Here is a 22,361-nt window from a genome sequence, read left to right as displayed (position 1 = left end):
CGAAGGGTGGCATACCCTGCGGCGGCGGAGGCCGAAACTCCCAGTTTCCGAGGAACTGCGCGCAGTGACGACTCGCCGGTCAGGCGGGTGCGTTGAGGTGCTCGCCGAGCCAGCCGAGCGAGGCCGGGAGCATCCGCGTCCAGGTGTTGAAGTTGTGGCCGCCGGTCTCCAGCGTGATCGAGGAGACCTTGGTCGGGGTGCCCTTGGCGGCCTCGACGAACTTCTGGGTGTCCCGGTAGTAGTCGCCGTCGCCCTCGCGGCTGCCGCCGACGAGCAGGGCGACCTGCGGCTGCGGGAGGTTGGCCAGGCGCCAGTCGAGGTCGGCCTCGTCGCGGCGCTGCTGGCTGCCGCCGAAGAGGTCGCCGGTGGTCGGGTCCTCGGCCGCGTGGTAGTAGCCGGAGAGCGAGACGCCGGCGGAGAACACGTCCGGGTGGCGCATGGCCAGCTTGAGCGCGCAGTAGCCGCCGGTGGAGTTGCCCATCACGGCGAAGCTGCCCGGGCCGTCGGCGACCCGGTACGAGCCGCGGATCGCGGCCGGCACGTCCTTGGCGAAGTAGGTGTCGGACTGCGGGCCGCCGGGGATGTCCTCGCACTCGGTGTCGCGGGGCATCGCCGGGGAGGGCCGCATCAGGACCAGCACGGTCGGCTTCATCTTGCCGTCGCGGATCTGCTGCAGCTCGGTGCCCGGGTAGTTGAGCTTGGTGATGAGGTTCTTGGCGTCGCCGGGGAAGCCGGTGATGGCGATCGCGGCCGGGAAGTGCTTGTCCTGGTACTCCGGCTGGAAGTACTGCGGCGGCAGGTAGACGTACCCCTCGGTGGCGAGGCCGGTGGTGGCGCCGGGGATGAGGATCCGCTCCAGCTTGCCCACCTGGATCGGCTCGCGGCCCACCGAGTTGGTGCCGCGGACCTTCTCGTGGGAGATCTGCTGGACGCCCGGCGGCCGGCCGCTCAGCTGGTTCTGGACGGTGACCGGGCCCTCGGCGCCGGTGCCCAGCAGGTCCGCCCAGCTGCTGTAGAAGGCGAAGTAGTTGTTGGCGACCAGGCCCAGGGTGCACATCACCGCCAGCTGGGTGCCGACGATCGTGCCGACCCGGCCGAGCACCGGGCCCACCCCGCGACTCGCCAGCCTCGGCCACAGCCAGACCGTGCCGCCCACCATGAGCACGGATATCAGCGCGGACAGCGCCAGCACCTTGTGACTGGTCAGACCCATGGCCCGGTACTCCTGTGTCCCCCGAGAAAAGCCGGCCGCCCCGACGGACCCAGGGGTAGCCATTCCAACAAACACCAGAGTGCCTGAGAGTTTTCTGGGAGAACTGAGCGTCCAGGGTGAACCGGACCTTCACCACCCCCGCCGATCGGCGGGGGTCCCGTGCTCTGCCAGACTGGACGGGCCGCGAACTGAGGAGCAGATGTGAACGAGAAGACCGCCGCCGACCCGGCTGACGTGCTGGTCCGGGTGGGGGGATACGTCTTCGGCTTCGGGGCCCTGGCCACCCTGGTGACCTTCGTCCCGCTGTTCTTCGACTTCGACCGGTTCCCCACCTTCGCCTACTGGCTGTGCATGCTGATGCCGGGCGGGTTCCTGGTCTCGCTGGTCGGCCTGCTGCTGTCGGCGCGGGCGCAGCGGCGAAGGGTGCGGGAGCGCGCCGCCGCGGCGCAGGGGGGTGCGGCGCAGGAGGCCTAGGCCACGGCGCAGGAGGTCCGCGCCGCGGCCCGACCGGGCGTCAGGCCGTGTGCGCGGCCAGCCAGGCGGGGAAGCCGGTGAGGTCGGTGAGGACCACGTCCGCCCCGGCCGCGCGCAGTTCCTCCGGGCCGTACGGGCCGGTGGCGACGCCCACCGCGACGGCGTCGGCCGCGCGGGCGCCGAGGATGTCCCCGAGGTGGTCGCCGACGTACACGCCGGCGCCGTGGGCGCGCAGGGCGGCGCCCTTGGTCTCGGCCCACAGGTCGCCCTGGACAACGTCCACCACGAGGCCGACGTGGTCCAGCTGGAGGCGGGCGTTGGGCTCGTACTTGCCGGTGATCACCGCGACCCGGCCGCCGAGCGCGCGGACCGCGGCCACCGCCTCGGCCGCCCCGGGCAGCAGCAGGGTGCCGGGCAGGGCGTGCTCGCGGTACAGCTCCCGGTAGCGGGCCACCGCCGCGTCGACCCGGTCGGCCGGGAACCAGTGGGCGATCTCCCGGGCGAGCGGCGGGCCCAGCCGGCTGACCGCCAGGTCGCTGTCGATGCGGGTGCCGGTCTCGGCGGCGAGGACGTCGTAGGTCGCCTTGATCCCGGGACGGGTGTCGAGCAGGGTCATGTCGAGGTCGAAGCCGACGGTGAGAGCCATGCCGCCAGCCTACGCAGGCGGACGCCGGGCGGGTCGGGGTGTCCGACCTACGGCACCGGAAGCCGCATTCCGGACATAATCCTTGGTAACTCCCGTTACCCCGGAGGTCTCCGGTGCACCCTCAGCTGACGCGGCGGACCCTGCTGGCCGGCCTCGGCACCCTGGCACTCGGCGGCTGCACCGGCGACCCGTTCGGACCGCGTCACCGGCTGCCCCCCGTGCCCTCGGACGGCTCCCCCGTCCCGCTCCCCACCCCCAGCGTCACGGTCACCGCCGCCACCGGCCCGGTCACCGTGCCCGGCGGCGCCACCCGGGTGGTCGCCCTGGACACCGCCGAGCTGGACTCCGCGATGACCCTCGGCATCACCCCGGTCGGCGCTGCGAAGTCCGCCCTGGACAGCGGCCTGCCGGGGTACTGGCCGGCTTCCCGGCTCGACGCCGTCGCGGTGGTCGGCGACATCGGCGCCGAGCCGGACCCGTACGCGATCCGGGCCGTCCGCCCGCACCTGATCCTCGGCAACCAGACCCGCGACGGCGCCCACCACGACCTCCTCCAGCGGCTCGCCCCCACCGTCCTCACCTCCGGCACCGGCCACCCGTGGAAGGACAACTTCCGGCTGCACGCCGCCGCCCTCTCCCGCACCGAGCAGGCCGAGGCGGTCGTCACCGCGTACGAGCGGCACGTCGCGCAGACCGTCCGGGCGATCGCCGACGCCGGGTCCGCCGGTCGCCGCATCAGCATCCTCCGGTTCGTCGACGGCACCCCCGGGCCGGCGAGCATCCGCCTGTACGGGCGGCAGAACTTCATCGGCACCCTGCTGGACGACCTCGGGCTCGGCCGGCCCGACCCGCAGAACACCGACCGGCCGGACACCGAGATCACCCCCGCCCAGATCGGCCAGGCCGACGGCGGCGACTACCTCTTCTACGCCACCTACGGGGACCCGGAGAAGGCCGGGACGGCGGCGGTGCTGGCCGGGGAGGCCTGGAAGGCGCTCGGGGCGGTACGGGCGCACCGGGCGTTCCCGGTGGACGACCAGCTGTGGTTCCAGGGCATCGGCTACACCGGGGCCAACCTCGTCCTCGCGGAACTGCAGCGCGCCCTCGGCGGGTGAGGGCCGGCCCGTGGACGGGCTCCCCGCGCCACCCGGGCCTGTTGAGCCCGGGTCAGCCCTTGGCGGGGGCGGGGCGGCGGCGGAGGGTCAGCACCAGGAGGACCAGCGCCGACACCACCGCGGCCACCCGCAGCACCCCGGGAGCCGCCTGCCACGCCGCCTGGCCCACCTGGGCGCCGGGGCTGACCGGGTCGCCCCAGCGGCCCTGGGTCCGGCCCCAGTACCAGAAGGAGGAGACCGTCATGGTGATCAGCGGCACCCCGAGGACGACGAACTTCCGGGTGAACTCGCCGATCTTCCGGGAGAGGTACGCGGCACCCCAGCCGAGCAGCATCACCAGGAGCTGGCCGGTGGCCGATCCGCCGAGCAGCAGCAGCGCGGCCAGCAGCAGGAGCGGGGACGGGCGGCGGCCGGCGAGCAGGCCGAGGGCGGCGGGCGCCCCGGGGGCGGTGGCGGCTCCGTCGCCCTCCGGCTCGGCGCCCGGCTGCGGCTCCGCCGGGTCGGGTCCGGCAGCGGTGCGCTGGTCGGGCAGTTCGCGGGCGGCGCGCTCGGCGCCGAAGTCGAACTCGACCCGGTCCCAGCCGGGGTAGGCGTCGGTGACGACCGTCGGGCCGCCGCCGGCGGCCCGGGCGATCGCCCGGCCCACGCCGGTCCCGGTCTCCTCCGGCCGGTCGGCCTTCGACGGCGGGACGGGCTTCGCGGCGGCCTCCGCCGGAGCGGTCGGAGGGGCCGTGGGAGGGGGCGCGGGGGCCGCGGGCTGCTCGGGGACGTAGACGCTCTCCCCCGGCCCTCCGGAGTCCGACGTCCCGTCATGCCACCACACGCCGCCGGCCATCTCCGCCACCCGCCTCGTCTCGTGCTCCCCGCTCCACCCCGAAGCTACAGGGCAACGTACCCAGCACGGGTCAGCGGACGTACGCGGGTCTTCCGGGGCACAGGACGGGAGGGTGCGGGCGGGACGTCCTGCGATGCGCGCGCCGTTCCCCGCACCTCCTGGGAAGCCCCGGCTGCGACTACGCTGGGTCGGATGACCGCACCGCAGAGCGTGCCGCGCAACGGCCGCGCCACCGTCCCCCGCACGCTGGCCGAGGAGCTCCGCTCCCGCAGCGACGAGGCGCTGGCCGGCCTGCTCCGGGCCCGCCCGGATCTGCTGAACCCGGTCCCGGGGGATCTGACCCAGCTGGCGGCCCGGCTCTCCAGCCGCGCCTCGGCGCTGCGCGCGCTGGAGCGGCTCGACCGCTTCACCCTGCAGGTGGCGGAGGCGCTGGCGGCCGCGCCGGACGGCTGCCCGGAGGCGACCGTCCGCACCCTGCTGACCGGCCCGGCGCGGGTGAAGCCGCACCCCGGCGCGGAGCCGGTGGACCGGGCAGCCGTGACGGCCGCGCTGCCGGCGGCCCTGGCGACGCTCCGCGAGCAGGCGCTGCTGTGGGGTCCGGACTCGGCGCTGCGGCTGGTGATCGCGGTACGCGAGGCGCTGGCCCCGAGCGCGGCGAACCCCGGACGGACCGGCCTCGGCCCGACGCTGGCCGAGGCGACCCTGGGGATGTCACCGGCCCGGCTGCAGCAGCTGCTGGAGGGGGCCGGGCTGCCGGCCACGCCGGATCCGGTGACGGCCGTGGCCGAGCTGACCGCCCTGCTCGCCGACCGTCGGCGGTGCGCCGCGCTGCTGGCCCAGGCGCCCGAGCCCGCGCTGGCGCTGCTGGACCGCCTGGTGTGGGGCCCGCCGACCGGCACGGTGCCGGACGCGGCCCGGCCGGTGACGGCGCAGAGCGCGCACAGCCCGGTGGAGTGGCTGCTGGCCCGGGGCCTGCTGCTGCCGTCCAGCGCCGGCAGCGTGGTGCTGCCGCGGGAGCTGGCGCTGCACCTGCGCGGCGGCCGGTCGCACCGGGCGGTGGAGCCGGCGCCGCCGGAGCCGGTGGCGGGCGCCGAGCGCGAGCCCCGGACGGTGGACGGCGCGGCGGCGGGCCAGGCGTACACGGCGGTGCGGACGGTGCAGGAGCTGCTCGACGCCTGGGGCCTGCAGCCGCCGCCCACCCTGCGGGCCGGCGGGCTGGGGGTCCGCGACCTGAAGCGGGCCGCGCTGACCCTGGAGTGCGCGGAGCCGACCGCCGCATTCTGGCTGGAACTCGCCTACACCGCGGGCCTGCTGGCACCGGACGGCGAGGTGGACGAGCGGTGGGCGCCCACGCCCGCGTACGACGCCTGGCTGCAGGACCCGGTGGCGGAGCGCTGGTCGGTGCTGGCCCGGTCCTGGCTGGCGGCGACCCGGGTGGCGGCGCTGACCGGCACCCCGGACGGCAAGGGCAGGACCCGGGCGGCGCTCGGCCCCGAGCTGGACCGCACCCTGGCGCCTTCGGTCCGCCGCGCGGTGCTGGGCCTGCTGGACACCCTCCCGCCCGGCTCGACCGCCGGCGCGGACGGCCTGCTGCCCCGGCTGCGCTGGCAGCGGCCGCTGCGCGGCGGAGCGGTCGGCCAGGACGGCCGCGACCTCCGCGACCACCTGGTGGACTGGACGCTGGAGGAGGCCGAGCTGCTCGGGGTCACCGGCCGCGGCGCGCTGGCCGCTCCGGCGCGGGCGCTGCTGGGCGGCGGGGACCCGGTGCCCGTCCTGGAGCCGCTGCTGCCGCAGCCACTGGACCACGTGATCCTGCAGCCCGACCTGACCGCCATCGCGCCCGGCCCGCTGCTCACCCCGCTGGCCCAGGCGCTGGCGCTGTGCGCGGAGGTGGAGTCCAAGGGCGGCGCCACGGTCTACCGGTTCACCCCGGAGTCGGTGCGGCGCTCGCTGGACGCCGGGCGGACCGCCGCCGACCTGCGGACCTTCCTGGAGCGGCACTCCCGGACGCCGGTGCCGCAGCCGCTGACGTACCTGATCGACGACGTGGCCCGCCGCCACGGCGTGCTGCGGGTCGGTGCCGCCTCCGCGTACCTGCGCTGCGACGACACCGCGCTGCTGAACGAGGTGCTGGCGGACCGGCGGGCGGCCGAGCTGCGGCTGCGGATGCTGGCGCCGACCGTGCTGGCCGCCCAGGCCGGGCCGGAGACCCTGCTCGGTGTGCTGCGCTCGATGGGGTACGCGCCGGTGGCCGAGTCGGCCGAGGGCGACGTGCTGATCACCCGCCCGGACAGCCACCGCACCCCGCCGCGGAGCGCCCCGGCGCCGGTGCCGGACGGTCCCGCCCGGCCGGACGGGGTGCTGCTGGGCGCGGCGGTGAAGGCGATCCGGGCGGGCGACCGGGCGGCGACCGCCGTCCGCCGGGAGACCGTGGCCGGACCGGCCGCCACCCCGCACCAGGCCGGCCCGGCCCGGACCGACACCCGGCAGCTGCCGCGGACGGCCTCCGCCGACACGCTGGCCGCCCTGCAGACCGCGGTGCTGCTCGGCGAGCGGATGTGGATCGGCTACGTCAACGCCGAGGGGCTGGCCTCCCAGCGGGTGGTGGACCCGGTCAAGGTGGAGGGCGGGTTCGTCACCGCGTACGACCACCTGTCGGACGAGGTGCGCACCTTCGCCCTGCACCGGATCACCGGCGTGGCCGAGGTGGACGAGCCGGCCTGACGAGCCGGCCCGGGGCCTCGGCGGCCTGGGCGGGGGCGGCGCCGACGGCGGTGGCGAGGGCGGCGCCGGAGAGGGCGAGGCCGGCGCGGATGCGGTTCCGCTCGTTCATGGGCCTGCCCGACGAGGCGGCGGGCCCGAGGTCACCGGCTGTCCGGCGGACCTTGGAGCGTTCCACCCGGGTGCGGGACACTGGAAAGATTGCGACCGACCTACGGAGGGCTCCCCGCGTGAACGACGGACCGCTCATCGTCCAGAGCGACAAGACGCTCCTGCTGGAGATCGACCACCCGAAGGCCGCCGAGTGCCGCCGCGCGATCGCCCCCTTCGCCGAGCTGGAGCGGGCGCCCGAGCACATCCACACCTACCGGGTCACCCCGCTCGGCCTGTGGAACGCCCGGGCCGCCGGGCACGACGCCGAGCAGGTCGTGGACGCGCTGGTCACCCACTCCCGGTACCCGGTCCCGCACGCACTGCTGGTCGACGTCGCCGACACCATGGCCCGGTACGGCCGGCTCCAGCTGCAGAAGCACCCGGTGCACGGCCTGGTGCTCAGCACCACCGACCGCCCGGTGCTGGAGGAGGTGCTGCGCTCGAAGCGGATCGTCCCGCTGGTCGGCGCGCGGGTCGACGCGGACACCGTGGTCGTGCACCCCTCCGAGCGCGGCCAGATCAAGCAGGTGCTGCTGAAGCTGGGCTGGCCGGCCGAGGACCACGCCGGCTACGTGGACGGCGAGGCGCACCCGATCCACCTGGAGGAGGACGGCTGGAAGCTGCGCCCGTACCAGGCCCAGGCCGTGGAGGGCTTCTGGCACGGCGGCAGCGGCGTGGTGGTGCTGCCCTGCGGCGCCGGGAAGACGCTGGTGGGCGCGGCGGCGATGGCGGAGGCCAAGTCGACCACGCTGATCCTGGTCACCAACACCGTCTCGGCCCGCCAGTGGAAGCACGAGCTGGTGAAGCGGACCTCGCTGACCGAGGACGAGATCGGCGAGTACAGCGGCACCCGCAAGGAGATCCGCCCGGTCACCATCGCCACGTACCAGGTGATGACGACCAAGCGGAAGGGCGTCTACCCGCACCTGGAGCTGTTCGACGCCCGCAACTGGGGCCTGGTGGTCTACGACGAGGTGCACCTGCTGCCGGCCCCGGTGTTCAAGTTCACCGCCGACCTGCAGGCCCGGCGGCGGCTCGGCCTGACCGCCACCCTGGTGCGCGAGGACGGCCGCGAGGGCGACGTGTTCTCGCTGATCGGCCCGAAGCGCTTCGACGCGCCCTGGAAGGAGATCGAGGCGCAGGGCTACATCGCGCCGGCGGACTGCTGCGAGGTGCGGGTGACCCTGAGCGAGTCGGAGCGGCTGACGTACGCCACGGCCGAGCCGGAGGAGAAGTACCGCTACTGCTCCACCACGGCGACCAAGCGGCGGGTGGTGGAGGCGCTGGTGAAGAAGCACCAGGGCGACCAGACGCTGGTCATCGGGCAGTACATCGACCAGCTGGACGAGCTGGGCGAGGCGCTGAACGCCCCGGTGATCAAGGGCGAGACCAGCAACGCCCAGCGGGAGAAGCTGTTCGACGCGTTCCGGGCCAAGGAGATCAGCGTGCTGGTGGTCTCCAAGGTGGCCAACTTCTCGATCGACCTGCCGGAGGCCACGGTGGCCATCCAGGTCTCGGGCACCTTCGGCTCCCGGCAGGAGGAGGCGCAGCGGCTCGGCCGGGTGCTCCGCCCGAAGGCGGACGGCCACGCAGCGCACTTCTACTCAGTGGTCGCCCGGGACACCGTCGACCAGGACTTCGCGGCCCACCGGCAGCGGTTCCTGGCCGAGCAGGGCTACGCGTACCGGATCATCGACGCCGACGACATCTGAGCCGGGGCTTCCGGCCGGGGCGGCGGCGCGCGGCGGGCCCGTGGGGGCGAGTCAGTAGCGGACGCCGTCCCGGCCGAGGAAGAGCACCCGGACGGCGGTGTCGAGGAGGATCCCGAGATTGCGGACGGCCACCGCGAGCGGGTTGTGGTGGCGGGCGTGGGCAGCGGTGCTGCCGCTGGTGTCGTGGCTGATGTGTGCGGTGCTCATGGTTCCACCGTAGGTTTCCGGCGGCCCGGACACATCAGCCCACGGTGTGCGGTCCGCGGGGGCCGGGTCGTCCTTCCGGCGTACGGCACCCCTACGGAAATGATTGGTCCGCGGAGCGACGCCGGTCTATCATCTCCGGTCTGCCCCCTCCCGAACCGTGGTGCCCGTCGTCGGCAGCCGTGGGAGGTACCGGCCGGTCGGCAACCGGGCGGTGTCCTTCTCCGTGAGCTACGCCGAGTCCGCCGCCCCTGATGCCGGGCGGCCGGGAAGGTTCGCTGTGCAGTCCCCCACTTCCACCGATCCGCTCCAGCGCGAGCGCGACCACCTGGCCGCCTCCCGGGCCGCGCTGCGGGCGATGCGCGAGGACGTCGAGGCGCTCGACCTGAGCGACGTCACCGGTACCTGGGTCTCGGCCCAGGTCCTGCGCAACCAGATCGAGCAGCGCATCGCCGCGCTGGCCGACCTCGCCCACACCCCGCTGTTCTTCGGCCGCCTCGACTACCTGCACGCGATCAGCGAGGAGCTGGCCGAGGGCGGCAGCGGCGAGCGGTTCTACATCGGCCGCCGGCACGTGCACGACGCCGACGGCGACCCGATGGTCATCGACTGGCGCGCCCCGGTCTCCCAGCCGTTCTACCGGGCCAGCCGCAAGGACCCGCTGGACGTCGAGAAGCGCCGCCGGTTCGGCTACACCGGCGGCGAGTTGACCGCGTACGAGGACGAGAACCTGTCCGACCCGGCCGAGACCGACACCCGGTCGGCCCTGCTCGCGGCCGAGATCGAGAAGCCCCGCGTCGGTCCGATGCGCGACATCGTGGCCACCATCCAGCCCGAGCAGGACGAGATCGTCCGCGCCGACGTCACCGGCACGGTCTGCGTCCAGGGCGCCCCCGGCACCGGGAAGACCGCGGTCGGCCTGCACCGGGTCGCCTACCTGCTGTACGCCCACCGGGAGCGGCTGGCCCGCACCGGCACCCTGGTGATCGGCCCGAACCGTTCCTTCCTGCAGTACATCGAGCAGGTGCTGCCCGCGCTGGGCGAGGTGGACGTCGCCCAGTCCACCGTCCAGGAGCTGGTCGGCCACGTCGAGGTGCGCGGCACCGACTCGGCCAGGTCGGCCACGCTCAAGGGCGACGCCCGGATGGCCGAGGTGCTGCGGCGGGCCGTCCGCTCCGGTATCAGCCTGCCCACCGAGCCCTGCGTGGTCGTCCGCGGCTCCCGCCGCTGGCGCGTCCCGGCGTACGAACTCACCGAGATCATCGAGGAGTTGAAGAGCCGGGAGATCCGCTACGGCGCGGCCGGGGAGGCGCTGCCGCAGCGGATCGCGCACGCCGTGCTGGTGAAGATGGAGCACGGCGGCGAGGCGCCCGACGACCGGGTGCAGGACGCGGTGGCCCGGAACGCCGCGGTGAAGGCCGTGGTCAAGGAGTGCTGGCCGCCGGTGGACCCGGTCAAGCTGGTGCACCGGCTGCTCTCCGACCCGGAGTTCCTGGCAGCGTGCGCCGAGGGCGTGCTGGACGAGGAGGAGCAGCGGGCCGTGCTCTGGCCGAGGCCCGCGCGTTCGCCGCGGACCGCGCCCTGGACGGAGGCGGACGCCGTCCTGGTGGACGAGGCCACCGACCTGGTGCAGCGGACGGTCTCGCTGGGGCACGTGGTGGTGGACGAGGCGCAGGACCTCTCCCCGATGCAGTACCGGGCGGTCGGCCGGCGGTGCACCACCGGCTCGGCCACCGTGCTCGGGGACCTCGCCCAGGGCACCACGCCGTGGGCGACGGCGAGTTGGGACGAGGCGCTGCACCACCTCGGCAAGTCCGCGGCCCATGTGGAGGAGCTGACCCAGGGCTTCCGGGTGCCCGAGGAGGTGATCGTGTACGCCTCGCGGCTGCTGCCCGCGATCGCGCCGGGGCTGGCTCCGGCGAGTTCGGTGCGCGAGGCGCCGGGTTCGCTGACGGTGACGCCGGTGGCGGAGGGGTCGGAGCTGGTGGAGGCCGTGGTGGCGGCCTGCCGCCGGGCGCTGGACCGGGAGGGTTCCACCGGCCTGATCGCGGCCGACGCCCGGCTGCCGCTGCTCGCCGAGGCGCTGACGGCGGCCGGGCTGCCGTTCCTCGCGCCCGGCGACGAGACCACCGCCCAGGCGCGGCTGACCCTGGTGCCGGCCTCGCTGGCCAAGGGTCTGGAGTACGACTACGTGGTGCTGGACGAGCCGGCCGCGGTGGTCGCGGGCGAGCCGGACGAGCGGACCGGCCTGCGCCGGCTGTACGTGGCGCTCACCCGGGCGGTGTCGGGGCTGGCGGTCCTGCACGCCGAGCCGCTGCCGGAGCAGCTGGCCGGGGTGTAGCGACCGCCCGCCCTCGGCGGGCGGCGCCGACCGGGCGGGCGCCTGGGCCGGCGGGTGCCGGGGCCGGCGGTCCGTCAGGTGTCGAGCAGGGTGCGCCACTCGGCGACCCGGGCGGCGTCCACCGCGCCGGACCAGCCGCCCTCGCGGACGGCGCCGCCGATGTGGAAGGCGTCGAAGCCGGCGGCCTTCAGGCCGGGCACGTGCTCGGCCCGCAGGCCGCCGCCGACGAGGATCCGCTGCCGGTAGCCGGGGTCGCCGGCCTTGGCGAGTTCGCCGGCCAGCACCTCCCGTCCGGCCTCGACCCCGGCGGCGGAGCCCGAGGTGAGGAAGGTGTCCAGTCCGGGCAGGTCGGCGACGGCGGCGCGGAGTTCGGCGCGGTCGGCGCTGTGGTCCACGGCCCGGTGGAAGGTCCAGCAGCAGCCGGCCACCGCCTCGGCGAGCGCGGTGGTGGCGGCGAGGTCGACCCGCCCGTCGGCGCCGAGGAAGCCGAACACGAACTCCTCGGCGCCCTCGGCGCGCAGCCGCGCGGTCCGCTCCAGTAGGGCGTCCAGGTCGCCGGGGGTGAAGCCGTCCCGGATCCGCAGCATGACGCGGAGCGGGAGGCGGACGGCGGCGCGGATGGCGGCGAAGTCCGGCAGGGAGGGGGTCAGGCCGTCGGCGGCCATGTCCGTGACCAGTTCGAGCCGGTCGGCGCCACCGGCCTGGGCGGCCTGGGCGTCCTGCGTGGTCAGCGCGATGACTTCGAGCAGTGGTCTAGACATATCGCTTACCTTGCCACATCGCCCGTCCGCCCGGCGAGCCCCCTCCCGCCGGACGGTCAGCCCGCCGCCGGCGGCACCGTGGGCCTGCGGCGGAGGTACAGCGCCAGCCGGACGGCCACCACCGACGCGGCCAGCGCGGCCACCAGGACCAGGGCCAGCAGCCGCAGGCCCGGCAGCCAGAGATGGAGGTACCAGACGCTCGCCGTCAGCAGGGGCGGGAGCGCGGCGAGCGAGATCGCGGCGGGCAGCAGCCGGCCGTACACGGCGGGCAGCAGGGCCAGCGCGGCCACCACGGCGGCGAGGGCCGCCCCCTCGGGGCTGATCAGGTAGAGGCCTCCGGTCCACTGCAGGACGGCCACCGCGCCGGTCAGCAGCGCGGCCACGCCGAGGCGGCGCCAGGCCACCCGTCCGAGCAGGTCCGGCGGGGCCGCGACCAGCAGGACGGCCCACAGCACCGGGAACAGCTCCAGGGCGATGTCGATCAGGAGCGAACCGTCGTATATCCGGGGCCTGCTGAGGATCCACCAGGCGTCGTGGACGACCACCGCCACCCAGCCGGCGCCGGCCACCACGGCCAGGGCCCGTGCCACCGTCCAGCGCCCGGCCAGGGCCGCCACCGCAGCCGGCACCACCGACCCGAGGGAGAGGAGGAACGGCAGCGAGGCCGGGCTGAACCGCCGGACGGTCAGGCGCGGATGGAGCCCGAGGCCGATCAGATACGGCAGCACCAGTCCGAGGACCACGGCCAGCACCATCGGCGCGGCCTCGGCCAGCAGCCGGCCGGGCGTCCCGGCCGAGGTGAGGCCGGTGCGGACCCGCAGCCCGTACCCGGCGATCCCGGCGAGCTCCCACAGCCGGGCGACCCGCCCGGCCCCGGCGGTGGTGCCGGCATAGACCTCGGCGATCTCGTCGGCCCGCTCCCGCCGGTAGCCGGCCGGGTAGCACCGCAGCGCGGCCCTGAGCATCCGGTCTCCCATCGCTTCCTCCCCTGTTCCTTCAGTCGTCATCCCCGCATCCCCCCGGTCGCCCGTACCGCCCCGGGGCCGGAACCCGGACCGGGCCCGGCCACTTCACCAGGCCGAGGACACGCCCGGCAGCCAGGGCGGCGAGCACCAGCACGACCAGGGCGGCCATCGCCCCAGGGCCGGTCCATTCGCCGCCGGTCTCCCTGACCAGGAGGGCGTAGGCCGGGAGCAGCACCATCGGGGCGCCGGCCAGCACGACCGCGGCCGGGAAGAGCACCCCGCGGCGGAGCGCCGGCAGTGCCGCCACCAGCATGGCCAGCCCGAACCAGGCCGCCGCCTCCATCATCGGACCAGTGAACCGCGCACCCGGCAACCGTGACGTGAGCATCAACTGCTGCAGCCCCACCCCACCGAGCACGATCCCCGCCAGCAGACCGGCCGCGCGGCCCGGGGCCGACCCGCCGAGCACGTCACGGGGAGCGGCGAGCAGCATCAGGCACCAGAGCACCGACGGCAGGCCGAGGACCAGGACTTCGGTGGCCAGGCTGTGCGGGTCGACGGTGCCGTAGGCCCACCACCTCCAACTCAGTCGGCCCATCAGCGAGACCACCATGACGGTCGGGGTGAGAAGGCGCGCCGTCGACCACCGGCCCAGCAGCACCGCGGCCGCCGCCGGCAGCGCGAGCAGCGCGGCGAGGTGGGCCAGCACCAGCTCGGGCGTGACCGCCCCCGGCAGGAACTCCCGGTTCGCGTACCAGTAGAGCAGCGACGAGAGGGCCGAACCGCCGAGGACGGCACCCGCGGCGAACGGCGCGGCCACGGCCAGCAGCCGGCCGTGCAGCCCGCCGAAGGTCAGCCCGCAGCGCATCCGCAGCCCGTACCCGGCGATCCCGGCCAGCTCGACCAGCCGGGTGACCCACCCGGCCCCGGCGGTGGCCGCCTCGTACACCCCGGCGATCTCCTCCCCGCCGGCCCGGCGGTAGGCGGCCGGGTAGAGCCGCAGGACCGCCCGCAGGGCGCGGCCGGTCATGCGAACGCCCCGCGGGCCTTGGGGCCGGCGAAGCCGCGGGAGGTGCCGCGGGAAGTCCGGCCGCCGGCGGCGAGCCGGCGCTCGGTCTCGGCGGCCAGCACGCGCATCCGCTCGGCCTCGGCGCCGAGCACCTCGCGGCCGCTGTCGCCGAGCGCGTAGGTGCGGCGGGCCCGGCCGTCGACCACCTCCTCGCTGTCGACCCGGATCAGGCCCTGCTGGAGCAGGCGGTCGAGGGCGCCGTAGAGGGTGCCGGTGCGCATCCGGACCCGACCGCCGGAGATCGCGGCGATCTCCTGGATCAGCGCGTAGCCGTGCCGAGGGGCGTCGGCCAGTGCGGTGAGCAGGAGCAGGGTCGGCTCCTGCATCGTGCGTTCTGTCATGCGTCTACATATACAGTCCACCGACATATGCCGTCCGGCGATTCCCGAAACTTGCCGGGGAGCAGAATGGACGTCATGACCTCTTCGCTGCTGGACCGTTGGAACGCCCTGCTGTCGCGCTGCGGCGCCACCGTCGACCCGGTGCCGTACGGGACGGACCTGCTCGACCGGTGGGCCGAGCCCCAGCGCCGGTACCACACCACCGAGCACCTGCGGGCGGTGCTCGACCACGTCGACGCGCTGGCCGGACAGGCCGAGGACGCGGACGCGGTCCGGCTGGCCGCCTGGTTCCACGACGCGGTCTACCGCCCGGACCGCTCGGAGAACGAGGAGCGCAGCGCCCACCTGGCCGTCCGCGCGCTGCGCGAGGCCGGACTCCCCGAGCCGCTGGTGGCGGAGGTCGCCCGGCTGGTCCGACTCACCGTCACCCACGCGCCGGAGCCCGGGGACCGCAACGGCGAGGTGCTCTGCGACGCCGACCTGGCGGTGCTCGGCGGCACGCCCGAGAGCTACGCGGCGTACACCGCCGCGGTCCGCGAGGAGTACGCCTTCGTCCCCGAGGAGGCCTTCCGGGAGGGCCGGGCGGCGATCCTCCGGGCCCTGCTGGAGCTGCCCGCGCTCTACCGCACCCCGGCGGCCCGCGAACGCTTCGACGCGGCGGCCCGGGCCAACCTGGCCGCCGAACTCGGGACCCTGACCGGCTGATCCGCCCGCCGGGGGCGACCCGCCACGGCCTCGGGGTTCACGGCGCCGGGTGGGCGCTCTTGCGGCGCCGCAGCCCGGCCGCCGTCAGCCGGGCCACCAGCTCCCGGCTGGCCACCGGCTCCGCGCCGAGCGCGACGGCCTTCTCGTACCAGGCCGCCGGGATGTCGTAGTGGTCCCGTTCGAAGCCCTTCGCGGGCGCGCCCAGCCGCGCCGCGAACGCGTGCAGTTCCTCCAGCGAGTGGTCGCTCACCAGGTGCGACCAGTACTTCCCGTGGCCGGGCCAGGTCGGCGGGTCGATGAGGATCACGCCAGCTCCCCGACCGGGGCCACCACCACACCGCGCTTGCCGCACACCCAGTGCGGGTCGGGGCCGAGCTCCGGCTCCACGCTCAGCGCGTGCGGGTCGTCCTCGGCTGCGCAGTCGGCGCACAGCGGCCAGCGCCCGTACGCCTCCAGCAGCGCGTCCTGCACGTCCTGGGCGACCAGCCCCAGCACGAACTCCACGCCGTCCGGCCACTGCTCCAGCCACCACCGCCGGTGCGTCACCGCGTCCTCCACCAGCGACACCACCGCCGCGTCCGCCACGTCCCGGGCGGTCAGGTCGGCGAGGATCAGCGCACGCGCGCCGTGCAGGGCGGATTCGATCTCAGGACTGGCCATCCGCCCATTCTCCCGCAGCTCACTCGGGCCCGGGGAAGCCGTCCGTGAGCAGCACGGTGTCGAACGGCTCCGGCAGCGCGACCGGCTTGCCGAACGGGCGCCGCACGGCCTGCTGGTACGCGCCGTTGACCGGCTCGGAGAACAGCGTCACGGTCGGGCCGTGCTCGTCGAACCGGTCGATCAGGAGGTAGAGCGGTACGGGCGCGTGGGCGTATGACCAGAGCTTTTTCGTCCGGTCGTGGCGCGCGTCGCCGGCTGAGGTGATCTCCACCGCCAGCAGGATGTCCGCGGCATCGATCGGGAGGGCGTCCTCGCTCCGCGGCGCCTCCAGGGCGTCCTTGTCCAGCACCACGAGATCGGGGACGTAGACCTTTTCCAGGCGCGCGGTCTCGGTGCCGAGCGATTGGTACACGCCGATCTCTCGCGGCAGGCAGCGCAGCAACGCGTCGTGCACCTCACCGGCGATCAGGTTGTGGCCCTTGCCGGGCGGTGGCACCAGGACGATCTGCCCTCCCTCGATCTCGGCACGCCATCCCTCCGGGACATCCAGCTCACGCCAGGTGGCCAGCAGGTAGGACCATTGCCGACCCGACTCCACCGTCATCGCGGTCATTGCCGTCCTCCCCTCTTCCGCACGACGCCGCTCGCCCTCACCGTAGTCACGCTCCGACGTGCCGGCACCGTTCATGGGCTCAGCGTCCCACGGAGGGGTGACGCGGGCGAGAACGCCGCGAGGGCGGCCTCCCCTGGTGGGGAGACCGCCCTCGCGGAACGTGCGGAGCTGCCGATCCTCGGGAGGATCAGAAGTCCATGTCACCGCCCGGCATGCCGCCGCCGGCGGCCGCGGCGGCCTTCTCCGGCTTGTCGGCGATGACGGCCTCGGTGGTGAGGAAGAGCGCCGCGATGGAGGCGGCGTTCTGCAGCGCGGAGCGGGTGACCTTGGCCGGGTCGATGATGCCCGCGGCGATGAGGTCGACGTACTCGTTGCTGGCGGCGTTCAGGCCGTGACCGGCGGGAAGGTTGCGCACCTTCTCCACCACGACGCCGCCCTCGAGGCCGGCGTTGGTCGCGATCTGCTTGATCGGGGCCTCCAGCGCCACGCGGACGATGTTGGCACCGGTGGCCTCGTCGCCGTCCAGCTCCAGCTTGTCGAACGCGACACCGGCCTGCAGCAGGGCGACGCCACCACCGGCGACGATGCCCTCCTCGACGGCGGCCTTGGCGTTGCGGACGGCGTCCTCGATGCGGTGCTTGCGCTCCTTGAGCTCCACCTCGGTGGCCGCGCCGGCCTTGATGACGGCCACGCCGCCGGCCAGCTTGGCGAGGCGCTCCTGGAGCTTCTCGCGGTCGTAGTCCGAGTCGCTGTTCTCGATCTCGGCGCGGATCTGGTTCACGCGACCGGCGACCTGCTCGCTGTCGCCGCCACCGTCGACGATGGTGGTCTCGTCCTTGGTGATGACCACCTTGCGGGCGGTGCCCAGCAGGTCGAGGCCCGCGTTCTCCAGCTTGAGGCCGACCTCCTCGGAGATGACCGTGCCGCCGGTGAGGATGGCGATGTCGCCGAGCATGGCCTTGCGGCGGTCGCCGAAGCCCGGGGCCTTGACGGCGACGGACTTGAAGGTGCCGCGGATCTTGTTCACGACCAGGGTCGACAGGGCCTCGCCCTCGACGTCCTCGGCGATGATGACGAGCGGCTTGCCGCTCTGCATGACCTTCTCCAGCAGCGGGAGGAGGTCCTTGACCGAGGAGATCTTGGAGTTGGCGATGAGGATGTACGGGTCCTCGAAGGTCGCCTCCATCCGCTCCAGGTCGGTGGCGAAGTAGGCGGAGATGTAGCCCTTGTCGAAGCGCATGCCCTCGGTGAGCTCGAGCTCCAGGCCGAAGGTGTTGCTCTCCTCGACGGTGATGACGCCTTCCTTGCCGACCTTGTCCATGGCCTCGGCGATCAGCTCGCCGATCTGGGTGTCGGCGGCGGAGATGGAGGCGGTGGAGGCGATCTGCTCCTTGGTCTCCACGTCCTTGGCCTGCGCCAGCAGCTGGTCGGAGACGGCGGCGACGGCCTTCTCGATGCCGCGCTTCAGGGCCATCGGGTTGGCGCCGGCGGCGACGTTGCGCAGACCCTCGCGGACGAGCGCCTGGGCGAGCACGGTGGCGGTGGTGGTGCCGTCACCCGCGACGTCGTCGGTCTTCTTGGCGACCTCCTTGACGAGCTCCGCGCCGATCTTCTCGTAGGGGTCCTCGAGCTCGATCTCCTTGGCGATGGAGACACCGTCGTTGGTGATCGTGGGGGCGCCCCACTTCTTCTCCAGGACGACGTTGCGACCCTTGGGGCCGAGCGTGACCTTCACCGCGTCGGCGAGCTGGTTCATGCCACGCTCGAGGCCGCGGCGAGCTTCCTCATCAAAGGCGATGATCTTGGCCATGTGAAGTGGTCCTCCGGGACACGGTCGACTGCTCGGACCAAGAGGTGCCCGCGACGGACGGCCCTGAAGAGCGGGGGTCCCTTCCCCTGCCGCTCCCGGAGCCTCACCGACCCGGTCCGCTTATCACTCTCAAGCTGAGAGTGCTAACGCCAATGATTAGCACTCTCAGGTGGCGAGTGCAAGCCCGATCGCCGTGGCGCACCGACCTCGTCCGGACATGGCGGCAGGCCCGTACGGACGAGCCGTACGGGCCTGCCGCCCGTGTCTGGAGGTCGCCGGGTCCGACGATCCCGCGCTCCTCGGAGCCGTCAGGCCGAGGCGGCGCGAACCATGTCCGCCTGCGGGCCCTTCTGCCCCTGCGAGATCTCGAACTCGACCCGCTGCCCCTCCTCCAGGGTGCGGTAGCCGTCCATCTGGATCGCGCTGTAGTGGACGAAGACGTCCGCACCACCGTCGACCGCGATGAAGCCGTAGCCCTTCTCGGCGTTGAACCACTTGACGGTGCCCTGAGCCATTCCGAACTCCCCTTGTGCTGTGCTGGCCCTTCACGGACCCGCACGCCGCGGGTCCAAGGTCTGTGAGGCCGGCCCGGGGAACCCCCCCATAGGCGCAGCCTTGTCGCGGCTGAATGTATCCGGACAGACGCCCTGTGCAACAGGCCCAAATTTCGGGAAATCCTATGGACCAAGAGGGGATATGACGGGCAGAAAGCCGCACAGCCGCACAATTGACGCGGGACAGAAGGGGCGAATGTCCGCAAATCGCCGGAAGAATTCTGACGGCGGCCTGACAGGATCGAGCGTGCACCGTCCACCGCTCGTCTCGGCGGATGGACCGGCCGCGAGCGATCGGCCGCCGGAACCTCGTCGGCGGGCCCGCCCGGGCCTTCGCGTGGCACTCTACTCCCTCTTGAGTGCGCGAATTTCCGCTGGTCATGGCGAGAGCCGCCGCCGGGTCCGGAATTCTTCGATCCGGCCCGACGACGGCTCTCTGGGTACTTCCCGGGACGGTTCCCGGAGTCGTTCCCGGGTGGTTCCCGGGGTGGTGCGGACGATCTGTCCGCAGGTCAGCAGCCGCCGGCCACGGCGGGGATGATCGAGACCGAGGAGCCGTCCTTGATCTCGGTCTCCAGGCCCTCCGCGAACCGCACGTCGTCGTCGTTGACGTAGACGTTGACGAAACGGCGCAGCTTGCCGGTGTCGTCGAGGATGCGGGCGGAGATACCGGTGTGGTTGGCCTCCAGGTCCGCGATGACGGCGGCCAGGGTGGCGCCCTCGGCGGTGACCTCGGCGGCGCCGCCGGTGTAGGTGCGCAGGATGGTCGGGATGCGGACGGTGGCGCTCATGTGGGTGCTCCTCGGGGAGAGGGGGTGGGGGGTCAGGAGGTGGCGAGTCCGGCGGCGCGGAAGGCGTCCAGGGTGGGCCGGATGACGGCGGTCATCCCGGCGTCGGCGACCGCGTCCAGGGTCTTCAGGCCGTCGCCGGTGTTGATCGCCACGGTCTCCTTGGCCGGGTCGAGCTGCCCGGTGGCGACCAGCTTCCTGAGGACGCCGACGGTGACCCCGCCCGCGGTCTCGGCGAAGATGCCCTCGGTGCGGGCCAGCAGCTTGATCGCGTCCACCACCTCGGCGTCGGTGACGTCCTCGACGGCGCCGCCGGTGCGGCGGGCGATGTCCAGCACGTACGGGCCGTCGGCCGGGTTGCCGATGGCCAGCGACTTGGCGATGGTGTCCGGCTTGACCGGGCGGATCACGTCGTGGCCGGCCTTGAAGGCGGCGGAGACCGGGGAGCAGCCGGCCGCCTGGGCGCCGAAGATCCGGTACGGGCGGTCCTCGACCAGGCCGAGCTTGATCAGCTCCTGCAGGCCCTTGTCGATCTTGGTGAGCTGGGAGCCCGAGGCGATCGGGATGACGATCTGCTCCGGCAGGCGCCAGCCCAGCTGCTCGCAGATCTCGTACGCCAGGGTCTTGGAGCCCTCGCCGTAGTACGGGCGGAGGTTGACGTTGACGAAGCCCCAGCCCTCGCCGGCCGCGTCGCCGATCAGCTCGGAGCAGAAGCGGTTCACGTCGTCGTAGGTGCCGTCGATGCCGACCAGCTCGCCGCCGTAGACGCCGGCCATGACGACCTTGCCCTGCTCCAGGTCGTGCGGGATGAACACGCAGGACTTGAAGCCGGCCCGGGCGGCGGCGGCGCCCACCGCGCCGGCCAGGTTGCCGGTGGAGGAGCAGGAGAGGGTGGTGAAGTCGAAGGCGCGGGCGGCCTCGATGGCGCAGGCGACCACGCGGTCCTTGAAGGAGTGGGTGGGGTTGCCCGAGTCGTCCTTGATGTGCAGCTGCGCGGTGAAGCCCAGCTCGCGGCCCAGGTTGTCGGCCTTGACCAGCGGGGTCCAGCCGGGGTTCAGGTTGGGCTTGCCGGCCACGTCGGCGGGGACGGGCAGCAGCGGGGCGTACCGCCAGATGCTGGCCGGACCGTTCTCGATCCGCTTGCGCAGGTCCTCGGTGTCGTAGCCGCTGTAGTCGTACGCGACCTCCAGCGGGCCGAAGCACTCCAGGCAGGCGAAGCTGGGACCGAGCGGGAAGGTGGTGCCGCACTCGCGACAGGACAGCCGGGCAGCGGGGCCGAGGTCGACCGTCGGGTCAGCGGGTACAGGGGTAGCGGTAGCCATGGTGGCGGAGGCCTCTCTCCTCATCTTCCCCGCGGCGCGGGCGCGCCACAGGCCGGAATTGGCACCTGTCCCGGGCGGGCCTGCGGCCGCGCGGGAGGGTTGCCGGGACGTCGACGGGCCGTTCCCTCAGTCCCTCTGGATGAGCTCTGTGAAGTTGTCGGCGGCCCGGAAAGCCGCCGGTTCCCTGCGACCTACCCCGACGTGCGAACGTCTGACCGCAGTACGAAGACTGTATCCGAAGGCCCGAACCGTGGCCCCATACCGTCCGACACCCGAGACAGATGCGACGAGGGAGCGAGATCTTGCCCGCCGAGCCTGACGCTGCGGTCACCCCTGAGGTTCTCCCGGAGGTGGCGTCCTGGCTCCGCCGCCGCTCCTGGTCGGCGACCGACCGCCCGGTCGAGTCGCTGCTGGCCGCCAAGCGCGCGGCCGGCCCGGCGGGGACGGTCAGCGTGGTGCTGCCGGCGCTGGACGAGGAGCCGACGGTCGGCGAGATCGTCACCGCGATCCGGGTCGAGTTGATGGAGCGTCTGCCGCTGGTGGACGAGCTGGTGGTGGTGGACTCCGGCTCGATGGACCGGACCGCCGAGACCGCCGCCCGGGCCGGCGCCCGGGTGGTGCACCGGGACGGGATACTCCCGCGGCTGGCCGCCGAGCCGGGCAAGGGCGAGGTGCTGTGGCGGTCGCTGCTGGTCACCTCCGGGGCGATCGTCTGCTTCATCGACGCCGACCTGCGGGAGTTCGACCCCGCCTTCGTCTCCGGGATCGTCGGCCCGCTGCTCACCGATCCCGGGATCCAGCTGGTCAAGGCGATGTACGACCGGCCGCTGGAGACCGACGGCGCCGTGGTGCCGGCCGGCGGCGGGCGGGTGACCGAGCTGGTGGCGCGCCCGCTGCTCAACCTGCACTGGCCGCAACTGGCCGGGTTCGTCCAGCCGCTCGGCGGCGAGTACGCGGCGCGCCGCTCGCTGCTGGAGCGACTGCCGTTCCCGACCGGGTACGGGGTGGAGCTCGGGCTGCTGGTGGACGCGCTGGACGCGGTCGGCCTGGACGCGCTGGCGCAGGTGGACGTGGGGGTCCGGCACCACCGCCACCAGGACGGCCAGGCCCTCGGGCGGATGGCCGCCACCATCTACCGGACGGCCCTGGAACGGCTCGACCGCACCCACCGGCTCAAGGCCTCGGCGGACCTGGTGCACCCGCTGCTCACCCAGTTCAGCCGGGACGCGACCAGCCGCGAGTTCACCGCCCACACCCACCGGGTCGGTGCCACCGAGCGCCCGCCGATGGCGACCGTGCCGGAGTACCTGGCCCGGCGGTGACGGCCGGCGGTCGCCGGGCCACCGGAACCGACCCCCG

General features: G+C 73.9%; 22 protein-coding genes and 1 riboswitch. Of the genes, 7 read left to right on the top strand and 15 right to left on the bottom strand.

The features are described 5' to 3' along the window. Positions 1-79 precede the first annotated feature (79 nt). Positions 80-1,213, bottom strand: a complete 1,134-nt coding sequence (locus ABWK59_RS19525) for an alpha/beta hydrolase (RefSeq protein ID WP_354641884.1) — start codon at positions 1,211-1,213, stop codon at positions 80-82. 201 nt (positions 1,214-1,414) lie between these two features. On the opposite strand from ABWK59_RS19525, the gene ABWK59_RS19520 reads away from it, so the two are divergent. Continuing rightward, positions 1,415-1,687: a hypothetical protein gene (locus ABWK59_RS19520; RefSeq protein WP_354641883.1), complete on the top strand. Its 273-nt coding sequence runs from the start codon at positions 1,415-1,417 to the stop codon at positions 1,685-1,687. 40 nt (positions 1,688-1,727) lie between these two features. Here the strand turns inward: ABWK59_RS19520 and ABWK59_RS19515 are convergent, their stop codons facing one another. Beyond that, a complete protein-coding gene (locus tag ABWK59_RS19515) occupies positions 1,728-2,333 on the bottom strand; it encodes an HAD family hydrolase (protein WP_354641882.1) in 606 nt (201 codons plus the stop codon). Between the two features lie 113 nt (positions 2,334-2,446). Between ABWK59_RS19515 and ABWK59_RS19510 the strand changes: the two genes are divergently transcribed. After that, positions 2,447-3,448 carry an iron-siderophore ABC transporter substrate-binding protein gene (locus ABWK59_RS19510; RefSeq protein WP_354641881.1) on the top strand — a complete coding sequence of 334 codons (1,002 nt, stop codon included), beginning with the start codon at positions 2,447-2,449 and terminating at the stop codon, positions 3,446-3,448. Between the two features lie 52 nt (positions 3,449-3,500). On the opposite strand, the gene ABWK59_RS19505 is transcribed toward ABWK59_RS19510, so the two are convergent. Beyond that, entirely contained in the window at positions 3,501-4,283 is a 783-nt protein-coding gene (locus ABWK59_RS19505; RefSeq protein ID WP_354641880.1) for a hypothetical protein, read from the bottom strand. Between the two features lie 192 nt (positions 4,284-4,475). Here ABWK59_RS19505 and ABWK59_RS19500 point away from each other — a divergent pair, with 192 nt between their 5' ends. Both ABWK59_RS19500 and ABWK59_RS19495 read left to right on the top strand, forming a co-directional pair. Continuing rightward, entirely contained in the window at positions 4,476-7,007 is a 2,532-nt protein-coding gene (locus ABWK59_RS19500; RefSeq protein ID WP_354641879.1) for a helicase C-terminal domain-containing protein, read from the top strand. 227 nt (positions 7,008-7,234) lie between these two features. Continuing rightward, on the top strand, positions 7,235-8,869 hold the full coding sequence (locus tag ABWK59_RS19495; RefSeq protein ID WP_354641878.1) for a DNA repair helicase XPB: 1,635 nt from the start codon (positions 7,235-7,237) through the stop codon (positions 8,867-8,869). Positions 8,870-8,920: 51 nt separating this feature from the next. On the opposite strand, the gene ABWK59_RS19490 is transcribed toward ABWK59_RS19495, so the two are convergent. Continuing rightward, positions 8,921-9,076 carry a hypothetical protein gene (locus tag ABWK59_RS19490; RefSeq protein ID WP_354641876.1) on the bottom strand — a complete coding sequence of 52 codons (156 nt, stop codon included), beginning with the start codon at positions 9,074-9,076 and terminating at the stop codon, positions 8,921-8,923. Positions 9,077-9,353: 277 nt separating this feature from the next. On the opposite strand from ABWK59_RS19490, the gene ABWK59_RS19485 reads away from it, so the two are divergent. Continuing rightward, positions 9,354-11,414, top strand: coding sequence for a HelD family protein (locus tag ABWK59_RS19485; RefSeq protein WP_354641875.1), 2,061 nt, complete (start codon positions 9,354-9,356; stop codon positions 11,412-11,414). 74 nt (positions 11,415-11,488) lie between these two features. Here the strand turns inward: ABWK59_RS19485 and ABWK59_RS19480 are convergent, their stop codons facing one another. The 4 genes from ABWK59_RS19480 to ABWK59_RS19465 are packed head-to-tail and all read right to left on the bottom strand — an operon-like array spanning position 11,489 to position 14,550. Beyond that, complete coding sequence (locus tag ABWK59_RS19480) at positions 11,489-12,175, bottom strand: copper homeostasis protein CutC (RefSeq protein ID WP_354641874.1); 687 nt, start codon at positions 12,173-12,175, stop codon at positions 11,489-11,491. 56 nt (positions 12,176-12,231) lie between these two features. Further along, positions 12,232-13,152 carry a hypothetical protein gene (locus tag ABWK59_RS19475; protein ID WP_354641873.1) on the bottom strand — a complete coding sequence of 307 codons (921 nt, stop codon included), beginning with the start codon at positions 13,150-13,152 and terminating at the stop codon, positions 12,232-12,234. Between the two features lie 19 nt (positions 13,153-13,171). Continuing rightward, complete coding sequence (locus tag ABWK59_RS19470) at positions 13,172-14,170, bottom strand: hypothetical protein (RefSeq protein ID WP_354641872.1); 999 nt, start codon at positions 14,168-14,170, stop codon at positions 13,172-13,174. Next, positions 14,167-14,550, bottom strand: coding sequence for a PadR family transcriptional regulator (locus tag ABWK59_RS19465; protein WP_354641871.1), 384 nt, complete (start codon positions 14,548-14,550; stop codon positions 14,167-14,169). Before ABWK59_RS19465 ends, ABWK59_RS19470 begins: the two co-directional genes overlap by 4 nt. A gap of 75 nt (positions 14,551-14,625) precedes the next feature. Between ABWK59_RS19465 and ABWK59_RS19460 the strand changes: the two genes are divergently transcribed. Further along, positions 14,626-15,255, top strand: a complete 630-nt coding sequence (locus ABWK59_RS19460; RefSeq protein ID WP_354641870.1) for a hypothetical protein — start codon at positions 14,626-14,628, stop codon at positions 15,253-15,255. A gap of 37 nt (positions 15,256-15,292) precedes the next feature. Here the strand turns inward: ABWK59_RS19460 and ABWK59_RS19455 are convergent, their stop codons facing one another. The 7 genes from ABWK59_RS19455 to thrC all read right to left on the bottom strand — a co-directional run bounded on the left by ABWK59_RS19455 (position 15,293) and on the right by thrC (position 21,002). Then, entirely contained in the window at positions 15,293-15,562 is a 270-nt protein-coding gene (locus ABWK59_RS19455) for a DUF4031 domain-containing protein (protein WP_354641869.1), read from the bottom strand. Then, positions 15,559-15,915 carry a hypothetical protein gene (locus tag ABWK59_RS19450; protein WP_354641868.1) on the bottom strand — a complete coding sequence of 119 codons (357 nt, stop codon included), beginning with the start codon at positions 15,913-15,915 and terminating at the stop codon, positions 15,559-15,561. The genes ABWK59_RS19455 and ABWK59_RS19450 overlap by 4 nt, the downstream gene beginning before the upstream one ends. A 19-nt stretch (positions 15,916-15,934) precedes the next feature. Continuing rightward, positions 15,935-16,528 (bottom strand): Uma2 family endonuclease, encoded by a 594-nt coding sequence (locus ABWK59_RS19445; protein ID WP_354645014.1) that lies wholly within the window; start codon positions 16,526-16,528, stop codon positions 15,935-15,937. A gap of 187 nt (positions 16,529-16,715) precedes the next feature. Then, positions 16,716-18,338 carry a chaperonin GroEL gene (gene groL / locus ABWK59_RS19440; RefSeq protein ID WP_354641867.1) on the bottom strand — a complete coding sequence of 541 codons (1,623 nt, stop codon included), beginning with the start codon at positions 18,336-18,338 and terminating at the stop codon, positions 16,716-16,718. Positions 18,339-18,646: 308 nt separating this feature from the next. Next, positions 18,647-18,853: a cold-shock protein gene (locus ABWK59_RS19435; RefSeq protein WP_354641866.1), complete on the bottom strand. Its 207-nt coding sequence runs from the start codon at positions 18,851-18,853 to the stop codon at positions 18,647-18,649. Positions 18,854-19,404: 551 nt separating this feature from the next. Continuing rightward, positions 19,405-19,683 carry a MoaD/ThiS family protein gene (locus ABWK59_RS19430; RefSeq protein WP_354641865.1) on the bottom strand — a complete coding sequence of 93 codons (279 nt, stop codon included), beginning with the start codon at positions 19,681-19,683 and terminating at the stop codon, positions 19,405-19,407. A 32-nt stretch (positions 19,684-19,715) separates the two neighbouring features. Continuing rightward, complete coding sequence (thrC, locus tag ABWK59_RS19425) at positions 19,716-21,002, bottom strand: threonine synthase (protein ID WP_354641864.1); 1,287 nt, start codon at positions 21,000-21,002, stop codon at positions 19,716-19,718. 17 nt (positions 21,003-21,019) lie between these two features. Next, positions 21,020-21,148, bottom strand: a riboswitch (SAM riboswitch). A gap of 135 nt (positions 21,149-21,283) precedes the next feature. Here thrC and ABWK59_RS19420 point away from each other — a divergent pair. After that, positions 21,284-22,324 carry a glucosyl-3-phosphoglycerate synthase gene (locus ABWK59_RS19420; protein ID WP_354641863.1) on the top strand — a complete coding sequence of 347 codons (1,041 nt, stop codon included), beginning with the start codon at positions 21,284-21,286 and terminating at the stop codon, positions 22,322-22,324. Positions 22,325-22,361 lie beyond the last annotated feature (37 nt).

It is taken from the genome of Kitasatospora sp. HUAS MG31 (assembly GCF_040571325.1).
GTDB lineage: Bacteria > Actinomycetota > Actinomycetes > Streptomycetales > Streptomycetaceae > Kitasatospora > Kitasatospora camelliae.
Note: the sequence above shows the minus strand (reverse complement) of the source record. Positions and strands in the feature narration are given on the sequence as shown.